This window comes from Streptomyces sp. NPDC048600 (assembly GCF_055587025.1).
This window is the reverse complement of sequence record NZ_JBVJGZ010000024.1, coordinates 1-13965: the sequence shown is the minus strand read 5'-3', so window position 1 is coordinate 13965 and position 13965 is coordinate 1. Positions and strand designations below refer to the sequence as shown.

General features: G+C 72.8%; 14 protein-coding genes and 1 pseudogene. 13 read left to right on the top strand and 2 right to left on the bottom strand.

The window, feature by feature from the left end:
• Positions 1-118: 118 nt before the first annotated feature.
• Positions 119-1609: a phytoene desaturase family protein gene (locus ACZ6SQ_RS27940; protein ID WP_469566739.1), complete on the top strand. Its 1491-nt coding sequence runs from the start codon at positions 119-121 to the stop codon at positions 1607-1609.
• 19 nt (positions 1610-1628) lie between these two features.
• The gene (locus tag ACZ6SQ_RS27935) at positions 1629-2756 is read left to right on the top strand and encodes a 2Fe-2S iron-sulfur cluster-binding protein (RefSeq protein WP_469566738.1); all 1128 of its coding nucleotides are present in this window, start codon (positions 1629-1631) and stop codon (positions 2754-2756) included.
• A 47-nt stretch (positions 2757-2803) separates the two neighbouring features.
• Here ACZ6SQ_RS27935 and ACZ6SQ_RS27930 read toward each other — a convergent pair whose 3' ends face one another.
• Positions 2804-3934: a PP2C family protein-serine/threonine phosphatase gene (locus tag ACZ6SQ_RS27930; protein WP_469566736.1), complete on the bottom strand. Its 1131-nt coding sequence runs from the start codon at positions 3932-3934 to the stop codon at positions 2804-2806.
• Positions 3935-4170: 236 nt separating this feature from the next.
• On the opposite strand from ACZ6SQ_RS27930, the gene ACZ6SQ_RS27925 reads away from it, so the two are divergent.
• On the top strand, positions 4171-4614 hold the full coding sequence (locus tag ACZ6SQ_RS27925; RefSeq protein ID WP_469566734.1) for a universal stress protein: 444 nt from the start codon (positions 4171-4173) through the stop codon (positions 4612-4614).
• A gap of 72 nt (positions 4615-4686) precedes the next feature.
• On the opposite strand, the gene ppdK is transcribed toward ACZ6SQ_RS27925, so the two are convergent.
• A complete protein-coding gene (gene ppdK / locus ACZ6SQ_RS27920) occupies positions 4687-7374 on the bottom strand; it encodes a pyruvate, phosphate dikinase (protein ID WP_469566731.1) in 2688 nt (895 codons plus the stop codon).
• Between the two features lie 201 nt (positions 7375-7575).
• Here ppdK and ACZ6SQ_RS27915 point away from each other — a divergent pair.
• The 10 genes and pseudogenes from ACZ6SQ_RS27915 to ACZ6SQ_RS27870 all read left to right on the top strand — a co-directional run.
• A pseudogene (locus ACZ6SQ_RS27915) lies at positions 7576-7794 on the top strand (iron chelate uptake ABC transporter family permease subunit); the annotation flags it as partial.
• A gap of 122 nt (positions 7795-7916) precedes the next feature.
• Entirely contained in the window at positions 7917-9452 is a 1536-nt protein-coding gene (locus ACZ6SQ_RS27910; RefSeq protein ID WP_469566729.1) for a CYTH and CHAD domain-containing protein, read from the top strand.
• 153 nt (positions 9453-9605) lie between these two features.
• Entirely contained in the window at positions 9606-9779 is a 174-nt protein-coding gene (locus ACZ6SQ_RS27905) for a hypothetical protein (RefSeq protein ID WP_469566727.1), read from the top strand.
• Between the two features lie 176 nt (positions 9780-9955).
• Positions 9956-10540, top strand: a complete 585-nt coding sequence (locus tag ACZ6SQ_RS27900; RefSeq protein WP_469566726.1) for an RNA polymerase sigma factor — start codon at positions 9956-9958, stop codon at positions 10538-10540.
• Positions 10530-10829, top strand: coding sequence for a hypothetical protein (locus ACZ6SQ_RS27895; RefSeq protein ID WP_469566724.1), 300 nt, complete (start codon positions 10530-10532; stop codon positions 10827-10829). Before ACZ6SQ_RS27900 ends, ACZ6SQ_RS27895 begins: the two co-directional genes overlap by 11 nt.
• A 30-nt stretch (positions 10830-10859) precedes the next feature.
• Positions 10860-11108: a DUF7660 family protein gene (locus ACZ6SQ_RS27890; protein ID WP_469566721.1), complete on the top strand. Its 249-nt coding sequence runs from the start codon at positions 10860-10862 to the stop codon at positions 11106-11108.
• Positions 11109-11424: 316 nt separating this feature from the next.
• On the top strand, positions 11425-12078 hold the full coding sequence (locus ACZ6SQ_RS27885; RefSeq protein ID WP_469566719.1) for a DUF4360 domain-containing protein: 654 nt from the start codon (positions 11425-11427) through the stop codon (positions 12076-12078).
• A gap of 133 nt (positions 12079-12211) precedes the next feature.
• Positions 12212-12769 carry a DUF4240 domain-containing protein gene (locus ACZ6SQ_RS27880; RefSeq protein WP_469566717.1) on the top strand — a complete coding sequence of 186 codons (558 nt, stop codon included), beginning with the start codon at positions 12212-12214 and terminating at the stop codon, positions 12767-12769.
• Positions 12770-12814: 45 nt separating this feature from the next.
• Entirely contained in the window at positions 12815-13060 is a 246-nt protein-coding gene (locus tag ACZ6SQ_RS27875; protein ID WP_469566716.1) for a helix-turn-helix domain-containing protein, read from the top strand.
• A gap of 6 nt (positions 13061-13066) precedes the next feature.
• Positions 13067-13657, top strand: coding sequence for an MmyB family transcriptional regulator (locus ACZ6SQ_RS27870; protein ID WP_469566975.1), 591 nt, complete (start codon positions 13067-13069; stop codon positions 13655-13657).
• Positions 13658-13965 lie beyond the last annotated feature (308 nt).

Here is a 13965-nt window from a genome sequence, read left to right as displayed (position 1 = left end):
ACCACCGGACAAGTTGTCCATGCCGAGCTGCCCGCGGGGTGGCGGTGGGGGATCGCGAGGCGTACGCTCCAAGCTACTGATACTCAACTTTTTGAATACTCGATTGAGTGAGGTGTGCATGCGTATGACCGACGTCGACGCCGTGGTGATCGGGGCCGGGAACGCCGGACTCACCGCCGCCGCCAGCCTTCAGCGCGCCGGAGTGCGCACCCTGCTGGTCGAGCGCCACAACGTCCCGGGCGGCTGCGCCACCTCCTTCCGGCGCGGCCGGTTCGAGTTCGAGGTGGCCCTGCACCAGCTGTCCGGCATCGGGCGCGAGGGCGAGGAGGCACCGCTGCGCGGCCTGCTCGACGGGCTGGGGGTCGCCGAGCGGCTGGAGTTCGTCGAGGAGCACGACCTGTACCGGGCGGTCGTGCCAGGGGAGTACGACGTGACCGTGCCGGCCGGCTGGGAGGCGGCCGTCGACGCGCTTGAGGCGGCGTTCCCCGGCAACCGCGACCGGCTGACGCGCTTCTTCGACCTGGTCAGGAACGTCACCTTCTGGCAGATCGCGGCCCGCCGCAGGATGCCGGCCGAGGAGCTCGACCCCGTCCTCTTCCGGCAGGGGCTGCGGCCCGTCCGGGACGTCCTGGACGAGCACTTCGAGGACTCCGGGCTCAAGTCGGTGCTGGCGACGTACTGGTCGTACCTCGGGCAGCCGCCGTCCCGACTGGCCTTCCAGGACCTCGCGTTGACCCTCTACGCGTACCTGGAGTTCAAGCCCTGGCACATCAGGGGCGGTTCGCAGGCGATGTCCGGCGCGCTCCTGGACGTGTTCCTCGAGGCCGGGGGCGAGATCCGGTTCAACACGGCCGTCACCGGCATCCTCAGCGAGGGCGGCCGGGTCAAGGGCGTCCGGCTGGACGACGGCGAGGAGATCACCGCGCAGGACGTGGTCTCGAACGCCTCGCTGCCGCTGACGTACGCGATGCTCGGCGAGGCCGCCGTCCCGACGGCCGTCCGCGACGATCTCGCCTCCCGCCGGATCGGCGTCTCGGGCTTCGTGCTGCACATGGGCCTCGACGCCACCCCGGCCGAACTCGGCTTCACCACCAGCACCAGCTTCGTCAACACCGGCCTCGACCACGAGGCGACGTACGCCGCGACACGCACCCTCGACGCCCCGCGAGGGATCTGTGTCAGCTCCTACGACGTGGCCCCCATCGGCTTCGCCCCCGCCGGCGCGACGCATGTCAGTCTCATGACCCTCCAGTACGGCGACGTCTGGGAGCGGATACCCGCCGCGGAGTACTCCCGCGCCAAGTTCCGCTACGCCGAGAAGCTCCTGGACCGGGTCGAGGTGATCGCGCCCGGCATCCGTGACGCGATCGAGGAGGTCGACGTGGCGACACCGCTCACCATGGCCCGCTACCTCGGCCACCCCGGCGGCGCGTTCTACGGCTACGACCAGGACCGCACCGAGGGCTGGCTGTACCGGAACAACGAACGCGAGTCGCATGTGCGGGGCCTGCATCTGGCCGGTTCCTGGGCAGCGATGGGCGGCTTCCAGCCCACCCTCGAAGCCGGGGTCCGCGTGGCCCGGCGACTGATCCGCGGCAAGGCCGCCTGAACCGATCCGGGAGACAGCAGTGACGCATTCCCTCGCCCCGCTCTTCGACGGCCACGAGGACGTCGCGGCCGACATCGCGGGCCGGGTCCCGCGGCCCCCGGCCGACACCGCGCGCCGGGTCGACGCCCTGCACCCCGAGCAGCTGCACCTGACCGTCGCCGAGGTCCGCACCGACACACCGAGCACCAGCACCTTCCGGCTCGTACGGACCGACGGCGGCGACCTGCCGCCCTTCCTCGCGGGGCAGTACGTCGGCGTCCTCACCGACGGCACCAATCGCCCCTACGCGATCTCCTCCAGCCCCGCCCGCCACGACCACTGGGACCTCACGGTGCGCCGGGTGCCCGGCGGCCGGATCAGCAACCTGCTCGTCGACACGGTGCGGCCCGGGGACGCACTCACCACCACCGGCCCGATGGGCACCTTCCACCACAACCCGCTCTTCCACGGCGAGAACGTCGTGTTCCTCGCCGGCGGATCCGGCGTCGCACCGGCGATGAGCATGATCCGTGACATCGTCGACGGTGGACTCGACCGCCGCTTCCACCTGATCTACGGCTCCCGGTCGGCCGACGACATCCTCTTCCGCGAGGAGTTGGACACCCTTGCCGCCGGCCACCCGAACCTCCGCGTCGACCACGTCGTCACCGAACCGGACCCCGACTGGACGGGACCGACCGGATTCCTCACCGCCGACCTGATCAGGACTCTGGCCGGGCCGCTCGACGGGCGCATGGTGTACGTGTGCGGCCCCCAGGCCCTCTACCCGTACGCGCTCGGCCGGCTCGCCGCGCTCGGCCATCCCCGCCGCCGCGTTCGCTTCGAGGCGAACGGCGCCCCGGCCGACCCCACCGCCCAGCCCCACTGGCCCGGCGGCACCGACCCGTCCGGCGAGGTCACCGTGACCGCGCGCGGCCGCACCTTCACCACCACCCGCGGCCGCCCCCTCCTCGACGCCCTGGAGGACCAGGGCATCCGCCCCGAGTCGGCCTGCCGCTCCGGCGAATGCGGACTGTGCCGCGTCCGCGTCCTCGAAGGCACCGTCCACACGGCCGAAGAGGCCCGCCTACGCCTCTCCGACGCCAGGTCCGGCCACACCCACGCCTGCGTCGCCTACCCCCTGACCGACGTGGACCTCGACGTCTGAGTACACCAGAACGGGGCGGCCGTACGGTCGGCGGCCGCGCCGGACGGTCACGCATCCCCGCCCCACGGATCCACCCGTGCGATAGCCACCATCGCGGCGTCGTCGCCCAGGTGGCCGCCTGCGTGGCGGAGGAGGTCCTTGCGGAGGTGGGAGAGGAGGGCGTCGGGGCCCTTGTCGGCCAGGTGGGCCGCGCGTTCCTCGAGGGGGTAGAACGTGCCGTGCTCGTCGCGGGCCTCGATGACGCCGTCCGTGTAGAGCAGGGCGATGTCGCCGTGTTCGAAGGTGAACGTCGCGGCGCGGTAGTCGGGGCCGGTGAAGCCCGTGACGCCCAGGGGCGGTGCCGGACGGGTCGTGTCCAGCGTGCCGACCCGGCCGCCGCGCAGGAGCAGCGGGGGCGGGTGGCCGCAGCTGATCAGGTGGAGCACCGGCTCGTCGTCCGGGACGTCCAGCAGGACGGCGGTGATGAACGCCTCGCCGCGGTCCTCGGCCACGGCGTCCACCGCCGTGGGGTCGTCCAGGTCGGACGCGACCGTGCCCTCCAGGAAGGCCACCAGCATCGGCAGATCGGCCTGCTGGTGCGCCGCGCCCCTGAAGGCGCCCAGAAGCAGCGCGGCGTCTCCCACGGCCGCCAGGCCCTTGCCCCTGACGTCACCGACGATGAACCGCGTTCCCCGCTCCGTGCGGGCCGCCGCGTACAGGTCGCCGCCGATCTGCGCCTCGAACTCGGCGGCCAGGTACACCGAGGCGATGCGCAACGGGCCGATCCGGTGGGGGAGCGGCTTGAGCACCACCTCCTGGGCGGCCGTGGCCACCGTACGCAGCCGGCTCACCTCCCTCTCGTGGCGTTCCCGGCGCGCGGCGAAGGACGTCACGAATGCCGACATCAGGACGAGGGTGATGAGTTGGAAGGTGTGGTTCAGATCGACGGCACTGGTACGGACACTCGCCACGGCGAGCTGGGCGAGCACGGCGAGCGCGCCCATGAACGCGGTCGTGCGCGGCCCGGCGAACGAGGCGGTGACGGCGGGTGCCGCGACGAGGAACGGCCCGAGGTGGACCCTGGACGGCGCGAGGATGTCGACCACGGTGACCAGCACGATCAGCACGATCGGCACGGCCAGCAGCGCACGGCGTGGCTCCAGTGACGGGAGGCGACGGCTGGGGCGTGCGGGGGCCATACGTTCTGGATACACCCCTTCCCGCCCCGACGCGCGTGCCGGGGAGCACGCGTCCCACAACTCGCCACACCCTTTTGGCCGAGCCGGGACGAGGAGACCGGGCCCGAGGACGGGTCCCGGGGCGGACCGGCGCACCGGTCCCCGGGCGCGGTCCGTGACGGCCTTCGCCGGGATGCGGTCGCGCCCCGGGTCGCGCAGCGTGGAAGAAGGTGCAGGCCACAGGAGAGGTGAGACGGATGGACGAGGCTGCTGCGGGGGCGCGGGTCGTGGTGGGGGTCGACGGTTCGCCGTCCTCGGCGGCCGCACTGCGCTGGGCGGTCCGCTACGCCGGGCTGACGGGCGCCACCGTGGACGCGGTGGCCTCCTGGGATCTTCCCGGGGCGCACACCTGGTCCGCTCCCGCCGTGGACGCCGACGTCGACGAGGACATCGCCCGTCAGGCGCTGGCCCAGGAGCTGCAGAACGTCCTCGGAGCCGAGTCCGCCGGGTCGGTGCGACCGCTGTTGGTGCGCGGCAACCCCGTGGACGTGCTGCTCAAGGCGGCCGAGGGGGCCGAGGCACTGGTCGTCGGCAGCAGGGGGCGCGGCGGCTTCGCCCGTGCCCTGCTGGGCTCCGTCAGCCAGCACGTGGCCCACCACGCCCGCTGCCCCGTGGTGATCGTCCGGCCCGGGACGAGCTGAGGAGCCGTACGCCGGAGCGGGGTCCGGGGCCGGGGCGGGCGTGGGCGGGCGGCCATGAACGGACCGGACCGGTCACCTGCTGTCGCTCCCCTCCGTTTCCGACAGCGCCGCCCGGCCCGCCTCCAGGCGTGCCACCGGGACACGGAAGGGCGAGCAGGACACGTAGTCCAGGCCGGCCGTGTGGAAGAAGTGCACGGACTCGGGGTCGCCTCCGTGCTCGCCGCAGACACCGATCTTCAGGCCGGGCCGGGCCGCGCGGCCCTCGGCGACGGCGATACCGACCAGCCGTCCCACGCCGTCGCGGTCCAGGGTCTCGAACGGTGAGGCGGGGAAGACGCCCTTGTCGAGGTAGGCGGAGAAGAAGGCCGCCTCGACGTCGTCGCGGGAGAAGCCCCAGGTGGTCTGGGTGAGGTCGTTGGTGCCGAAGGAGAAGAACTCCGCCTCCTCGGCGATGCGGCCGGCGGTGAGCGCGGCCCGGGGCAGTTCGATCATCGTGCCGACGGGGCAGTGCACGGGCACCCCGGACTCCTCCGACACCTCGGCCAGGGCCCGTTCGACCTCCGCGCGTTCGATGCGCAGCTCCTCGACCGCACCGACCAGCGGCACCATGATCTCGGCGCGTGGTACGCCCCCGGCCTGGGTCCGGGCCACGACGGCCTCCGCGACGGCCCGTACCTGCATGGCCACCAGGCCCGGCACGACCAGTCCGAGGCGCACACCGCGCAGGCCGAGCATCGGGTTCTCCTCGTGCATCCTGCCGACGGCGTCGAGCAACTCCCGCTCGTGCGGGTCGGGTTCCTCGCCGCGCGCCTCGGCGGACGCGACGCGTACGGCGAGTTCGGTGCGGTCGGGCAGGAACTCGTGCAGCGGCGGGTCCAGCAGGCGGATGGTGACCGGCAGGCCGTCCATGGCCTCCAGGATGTCGGTGAAGTCCTGCCGCTGGAGGGGGAGAAGCGCCGCCAGCGCCCGCTCGCGCCCGGCGTCGTCCCGGGCCAGGATCATCTGCTCGACCAGCTTGCGGCGTTCGCCGAGGAACATGTGCTCGGTACGGCACAGCCCGATGCCCTGTGCGCCGAAACGCCGTGCGCGGGCCGCGTCCTCGGGGGTGTCGGCGTTGGCCCGCACCTCCAACCGCCTTACGGTGTCGGCGTGTTCGAGGGCACCGGCCACCGCGTCGACCACGCCCGCCGAACGTTCGCCGGTCTCCAGGAACCGCATCACCGCCGAGTCGGCCAGCGGCACGGCCCCCGCGTACACGGCGCCGGAGGAGCCGTCCACGGAGATGACGGTGCCCTCCTCGACCGCGGCCGCACCCCCTGTGGTGAAGCGCCGCGCCACGGTGTCCACGTCGAGGCCGTCGGCGCCGCAGACGCAGACCTTGCCCATGCCGCGGGCCACCACGGCCGCGTGGCTGGTCTTGCCGCCGCGGCTGGTGAGCACGGCCTGCGCCGCGATCATGCCCGGCAGGTCGTCGGGGGTGGTCTCCTGGCGGACGAGGACCACCTTCTCGCCGGCGGCGGCACGTCGTACCGCCTCGGCGGAGTCGAAGACGGCCGCGCCCACAGCCGCGCCCGGGGACGCGGCGACGCCCCGGGCCAGCGGCTCACCCGCGGCGGACGTGTCGAAGGCCGGGAACATCAGCCGGGCCAGCCCGTCGCCGTCGACCCGCACCAGGGCCTCGTCGCGGGTGATGAGCCCCTCGTCGGTCAGCTGCGCGGCCAGGGCGAAGGCGGCTTCGGCGGTGCGCTTGCCGACCCGGGTCTGGAGCATCCACAGCGTGCCGCGCTCGATCGTGAACTCGATGTCGCACAGGTCCCGGTAGTGCCGCTCCAGCGTCGTCATGTGCTCGCGCAGGCCCGCGTACGAGCGGGGGTCGAGCCGCTCCAGTTCGGTGAGCGGCATGGTGTTGCGGATGCCGGCGACGACGTCCTCGCCCTGCGCGTCGGGCAGATAGTCGCCGTACAGGCCGGGCCGGCCGGTGGCCGGGTCCCTGGTGAAGGCGACGCCGCTGCCGGAGTCGGGGCCGAGGTTGCCGAACACCATGCGCTGCACGGTCACGGCCGTGCCGAGGTCGTCGGGGATGTGCTCGCGCCGCCGGTACAGCCGGGCCCGGTCGCCGTTCCAGGAGCGGAACACCGCGAGGATCGCGCGGCGCAGCTGGTCGGCGGGGGACTGCGGGAACTCCTCCCCGGTCTCGTCGAGGATGATCCGCTGGTAGATCCCGACGAGGCGGGCCAGGTCGTGCGCGTCCAGCCGGGTGTCGTCGGCCGCCCCGCGTTCCTCCTTCAGGCGGGCCAGCGCGCCCGCGAAGAGAGCCGCGTCGACGCCCATGACCGTACTGCCGAACATCTGGACGAGCCTGCGGTACGAGTCCCAGGCGAAGCGGTCGCTGCCCGACACCTTGGCCAGGCCCGCCACGGAGTCGTCGCCGAGGCCGATGTCGAGCACCGTCTCCATCATCCCGGGCATCGAGAACCGTGCCCCGGAGCGGACGGACAGCAGCAGCGGGTCGTCCCGCTGCCCCAGCCGCCGGCCGGCCTCCTCCTCGATCGCCGCGAGATGCCGGTCGACCTCCGCCGCCAGGCCCGGCGGCTCGGTGCCGGTGGCCAGATAGGCCCGGCACGCGTCGGTGGTTACGGTGAAGCCCGGCGGGACCGGCAGGCCCAGCCGGGTCATCTCGGCCAGGTTCGCGCCCTTGCCGCCCAGCAGGTCCGCCATCTCCCGACGGCCCTCGCGGAAGTCGTACACGTATCGCACCATGACGCGGCACTCCTCGGCTCGGGGCTCGGACAGGCACCTCGGGGCCGGCCCTTCGACCTCGGCCCTCTTCCAGACTCGGACGACCGCGGACGGTCCGACAGGTCCTGGACGTCCTTTCCGCCGGGCCGAACGGCCCAGGACCGCAACCCGCGCGGCCGCGGGCGGGTGACGTCCAGGGGCGGTTGACGTCCTGGGGGCGGTGCGAAAGCGCGGCGCACCGAGCTCGACCTCGTCCCGCTCGACGAGGACACGCCGAGGCTCCTCGGTCTGAACCCGGTGCGAGGCCGCCTCGCCCTCCTCGTCCTCGGTGTGCTGCTCAGCGCGACCGCCGCGGGCACCTTCGGCCTCGTGGGGCTCGTCGCCCCGCACGCGGCCCGTGTCCTGGTGGGCCGCCGGCACGCCCGCGTGGTGCCGGTCGCGTGCTGCTCGGACCCGCCGGTGAGCCCCGCCGGCCCGCGTCCGGGGCGCCGTCCGGGGCCGGAGCGGGCTCTCGCCCCCCGGTCCGTGGTTTGGAACGGCCGGGGAGTGCCCACCCGGGAGTCATGGTTGGGTCGACGCGCGAGACAGAGCGAAAGTACGACGTTCCTCCCTTCGAGGACATCTCCTGGCTGCCCGGGCTGAAGAGGCTGGACGGGGTCACGCGGGTCGCCGACCCGCACTCCGAGGAGCTGGACGCGGTCTACTACGACACCGAGGACCTCCGGCTGCTCGGCTCCTCGGTGACCCTGCGGCGAAGGAGCGGCGGCGCCGACGCCGGATGGCATCTGAAGCTGCCGTTGCCGGGGGACAGCCGGGAGGAGATCCGGACGGCGCCCGCCGAGCACATCCCCGGCGAACTGCTGGACCTGACGCTGTCCCGCACCCGGGGCGCCGAGCTGACTCCGGTGGTCCGGTTGCGCACACACCGTGAGGTGTGGCCGCTCGTGGACACCAAACGCCCCGAGGGCACCGTCCGCGCGGAGCTGAGCGTCGACGCCGTCCACGCGGAGTCCCTGCGCGCGCAGGGCGGGCGTACCGCGTGGCGCGAACTGGAAGTGGAGCTGGCCGAGGAGGAGGCCGACACGGCGGTTCTGGACGCCGTGGACGAGATGCTGCGCGAACGGGGCCTCGCCCGTGCGCAGGCGCCGTCGAAGCTCGCCCGGGCTGTCGAGGAGACGGCGGCCGCCCCGGCGGGCGCGCCGCACCCGCCCACGGGCCCGGCCGGTGACCAGGTGCTCGCCTACCTGCGCGCCCAGATCGACAGCCTCGCCTCCTACGACCCCGCCGCGCGGCGGGACCGGCCCGACGCCGTCCACAAGATGCGCGTCGCCTGCCGCCGCCTGCGCAGCTGTCTGCGCTCCTACCGTTCCGTCCTGGACCGCGAGGTCACCGACGAGATCCGCGGGGAGCTGAAGTGGCTGGCCGGTGAACTGGGCCCCGAACGCGATCAGGAAGTACTGATGGAGCGCATCTCCCACGGTGTCGGGACCCTTCCGGGGGAACTGGTCCTCGGCCCTGTGGCCGCACGGCTCCAGGTGTGGGACGTCGCCCGCCACGCCGAGGACCACCGGCGCACGCTCGACGCCCTGCACTCGGGCCGCTATCTGGCCCTGCTCGACACCCTCACCGGGCTCGTGGAGCGGCCGCCCCTGCGGGGCAAGGCGGGCAAGAAGGCGGAGAAGGTCATGGCCAGGGCCGTCCGCAAGGAGTACGACCGCCTCGCCCGGCGCATGACCGAGGCCCTGTCCCTGCCGCCGGGCTCCGGGCGCGACGTGGCCCTGCACGAGGCCCGCAAGTCGGCGAAGAAGGTGCGCTACGCGGCGGAGGCGGCTCGTCCCGCCCTCGGCGACCCGGCCCGGCGCCTGGGCAAACGCGCCAAGGCGGTGCAGAAGGCCCTCGGCGACCACCAGGACAGCGTCGTCGCCCGCGACACGCTCAGGGACCTCGCCACGGCCGCCCGCACCGCGCACGAGACCGGCTTCACCTGGGGCCTGCTGTACGGCAGGGAGGAAGCCGTGGCGGAGAAGAGGGAGCGGGAGCTGCCCGCCCTGTGGGAGCACGCCTCACAACCCGCGCTGCGCAAGCGGCTGCGCGGCTGAACGGCCGCCTCACCCCTTCGCGCGGGCCGGCCGCCACGGCTGGGCGCGGCGTTTCGTGCCGCGCCCGGCGGGACACCCGGGAGGGCGGCAAGCACCGGGGCACGGGAGACGAACCGGGCCTCGACAGTCGAATCGGAAAGTAGATGAACAGCAGTGGCCGTGGAAGCCGACATCACGACCGTCGCCCGCCCGCCCGAGACGGGCTGGGCGAGGGCACGCCGCCTGCGCGGGCACAGCATCCGCACCTGCGTCCGCGCGATCACCGACGGCAACGCCGCCCGGCCGCGGCAGGGGGCCGACGCGAACGTCGTACGAGGTGAGGACTGAGCCACGACCCGGGGAGAATCCTTTTGCGGCCGCCCCGCCTCTCATAGGTGTGCGGACGAACGAGTCCGCCCCGCACCTACGGGAGGTACCCATGACCACCGTCGTCATCGTCGCGGCCGCCGCGCTGCTGATCTGCGCGTGCACCGTCACGCTGCTGCGCCGCCGGAGGCGTCAGCGTGGCTGACCACACCTGGCCCGGCGCGCCCCTGGTCACCGCGGCGCAACGCGGTGACGTCGAGGCACTGACCGCCTTGGTGTACGGCTCCTACCCGCACGTGCACCGCTTCGCGCACACGCTGTGCGCCACCCCCCAGGACGCCGAGGACGCCGCGCAGGAAGCGCTGATCATCCTGTACCGCAAGATCGGGATGTTGCGCGCCTCCGGGGCGCTGGCGTCATGGATGTTCCGGATCGTCCGCAACGAGTGCCTGCGCCGCACGCGTGCGCTGGTCCACCGCGGCCCGGCCGCCGACTCCGAGGGACCCGACACGACCGGTGACCCGGTGCGGTCCGCCGAGGAGGACGTCCTTCTGCGCCTGGAGGCCGAACGGGTCGCCGCCGCGGTCGCCGCCCTGCCCGCCGACCAGCGTCGGGTGCTGGTCATGCGGGACATCCAGGGCCTGCCCGGCCGCACGGTCGCCGACCGGCTCGGCCTGAGCACCGCCGCGATGAAGTCCCGGCTGCACAGGGCCCGTTCGACGGTCCGCGAGTCGCTGCGCGACGAACCGGCGCGGACGACGGGAGCCGGCGATGACGCCTGACCCGGCCACGACGACACCGCCCGACGCCCCCGCACGGGGCGGCTTCGCCAGCGCCACCGTGCCACGCCATCTGGCCCGTGGCGCCGTCGGGTTCGGCGCGCTCGCCGCGTCCCTGGCCCTGCTGCCGGTCACCGGCCCGATCAGCCTGCTCCTGGCCCCGGTCGGCCTGATCGCCCTGCGCGGCTGCCCCATGTGCTGGGCGATCGGCCTCATGGAGACGGTCTCGGCGGGCCGACTGCGACGGTCGTGCGCGGCTGGGAGGTGCGAACTGACCCGCCAGAAACGGTAGATGGTCCGGAGAGGTGGCAAGGTGCCACTCATGACCACCTCTCCTGAACACGTCGACGGCAGAGAAGCCCTGGCGGCCTTCGTCCGGGCCCTCCACCGGAGCCACGCCGAGGGGGGCGACTCATGGGAGAACGCGGACCTCGGGAATTTCCTGGAGGCCCTGGCCGCCTGGATCGACGACGCGGACGGCTGGTACAGCAACACCGGCCGCGACCTGCCCGCCGACGGTGACTGGACCTTCTTCGCGCGAGCTCTGCGAGCTGCCACCGTCTACGAGTAGTCCCTGATCCACGGCAGCGGCGTGCACCTGACGCGCTCACGCCTGTCTCCCGGATTCCGCCTGGCGTGAAGCGCGGCGGGCGCCTCGCCGGCAAGGCGAGCAAGGCCCGACGCGGCGGCCCTTCGGGCCGTGTTGCCGTCGGGAGCCGTGGTGTGAACGGGCCGAGGTGAATGGCCGGAGTTCTCTCTGGGCGGGCAACCGGGCCGTTCCTAGGATGCGAACGCTCCGGTTCTTCACAGCTCCTTCATTGGTTGTCCACGCTGAGGAGAGCTCGGACGCTTCCACCCCCCACCGATCCGAGCGAAGGGGAGAGACCATGACAGGTGGGCTGCTCCTGAGCGGCGCTGCTGCTGCCGTTCTCACCGCCGCCGTTCTGCCCGCGCACAGCCCGTCGAGCGGGATCGTCGACCCGCCCCCGGACAAGATCGTCATCGACGTCGCCACGGTGAACGGCTCCGGCTGCCCCGCGGGCACCGCGGCCGTCGCCGTCTCCGAGGACAACACCGCCTTCACGGTGACCTACAGCGAATACCTCGCCCAGGCCGGCGGCAACTCCGCCCCCACGGCTTTCCGCAAGAACTGCCAGCTGAACCTGATCGTCCACGTCCCGCACGGCTTCACGTACGCCATCGCCAGCGCCGACTACCGAGGCTTCGCCTCGCTCCAGCCCGGCGCCAGTGCCGTCCAGCGGGCCTCGTACTACTTCCAGGGGTCCTCGCAGACGGCGTTCAAGAGCCATCCCTTCAACGGCGCCTACAACGACAACTGGCAGGCCACGGACGTCACCGACTGGGCGCAGCTCGTCTGGGCGCCGTGCGGGGTCCAGCGCAACTTCAACATCAACACGGAGATCCGCGTGAACGCGGGGACGACCTCGCCGGACAAGGTCAGCTTCATGACCATGGACTCGACCGACGGCGACATCAGCACCGTGTACCACATGGCATGGAAGGAGTGCCCCGGCAGGTGAGAAGGAGGGCCGCCCGCTCGCCCTCGGGCGGGCGGCCCGCCCGCCCCGGGCGGCCCCGCAGGGCTCGGGACCGGCATCGGGGCACCTGAGCGACAGCATCCGATGTCAGTGCCGGGTGGCATGCTCGGCGACCATGGACAAGCAGGAGTTCTGGCAGCTCATCGAGACGGCCCGCGACCAGGTCGTCGACCCCTCCGACAGCGAGTCGGTCGTTCGCCGGGCCACCTCGCTGCTCGCCGACCGTCCGGCCGGGACCATCCGCGCCGCGGAGCAGACGCTGTGGGACCTGATGGCCGACTCCTGCACCAACCCGTTGTGGGCCGCCGCATACCTCGTCAACGGCGGTTGCTCCGACGACGGCTTCGACTACTTCCGCGGCTGGCTGATCGCCCAGGGGCGGCAGGCCTTCGAGCGCGTGGTCGCCGATCCGGACACCCTCGCCGAGCTGGCCGTCGTGCGGACCGCCGCAGCCGACGGCTTCGACCTCGAGGACGAGGGCGTGCTGGGGATCCCCTGGGACGCACACATCAGTGCCACCGGTGATCAGCTCCCTGCGAGCGCGTTCACCGTCCGGTACCCGCCACTGGACCCCGCCTGGTCCTTCGACTTCGACGACCGGGACGAGATGGCCCGCCGGCTGCCGCGGCTGGCCGCTCTGTACGGGCATGGCGCCGGCGATGCCGCCTGGTAACGGCAGTACCAGGCTGTCCGCGCGCCAGGCTGCGACGATGGACGTATGACTGCATCCGGTGAGCTCGCCGCCGTGCTGCGGGCGTGGCGCGAGCGGCTGACGCCGCAGACCGTGGGGCTGCCGACGGGTACCGCGCGGCGTACCTCCGGCCTGCGGCGGGAGGAGCCGGCCGTCCTGGCCGAGGTGTCGGCGGACTACATCGTGCGGCTGGAGCAGGGCCGCGCCACCACGCCCTCGGCGCAGGTGTGCGCCTCGCTGGCCCGCGCCCTGCAGCTCAGTGACGCCGAGTAGGACCACCTGTTCCGCCTCGCGGGGCACGCCACCGGCGGCGGCCGCGTCAACCGCATCGTTCCGGCCAGTCTCCGCCGCCTCGTGGAACGCACCGGCGACCGGCCCATGGCCGCCTTCGACGCCATGTGGGACCTGCTGCTCTGGAACCGGATGTGGGCGGCTCTGATGGGCGACCCCTCCGAGCTGCGGGAGGAGCAGCGCAACGTCCTGTGGCTGCACTTCGTCCAGGCCTCGGAGCGCAGGATCCACGACCCCGAGGGCCGGGACGCCTTCGGCGTCTCCATGGCCGCGGACCTGCGCCGCAGCATGGGCCGGTACCCGGACGACCCGGCGCTGCGGAAGCTCGTCCAACGGCTCGACGAGAGCAGCGACCGCTTCCGTGAGCTGTGGCAGCGCCACGAGATCGCCGAGCACGACGCGGGTCCGAAGAGGCTCACCCACCCCGAGGTCTGGCTTGAGCTGGACTGCGACATCCTCAGCACCCAGCGCGGCGACCTGCGCATCGTCATGTACAGCGCCGCGCCCGGCAGCGAGTCCGACAGCAAGCTCGCCCTGCTGACCGCCATCGGCACCCAGCGGATGCGCGTCGGGCCCTGATAGCGGTCCCAGGGCCCCGCCGGCTGCCCCGTCTCTGACGTGCTGGTCACACCTCTGGATGCCCCTTGCCCGACCGTTCGGTACTAAGTACTGTGATAACAGAATTCAGTGCCAGGGATGGAGCTCGTCGACACCGGTCTCCTCTCGCTCGCAGAACGGAAGCGAACTATGACGGTCGAGCCGTCGCGGACGAACGACCGCGATCTCCATACGACCGCGGGCAAGCTCGCGGATCTCCAGCGTCGCGTCCAGGAGGCGACGCACGCGGGCTCGGCTCGTGCCGTGGAGAAGCAGCACGCGAAGGGCAA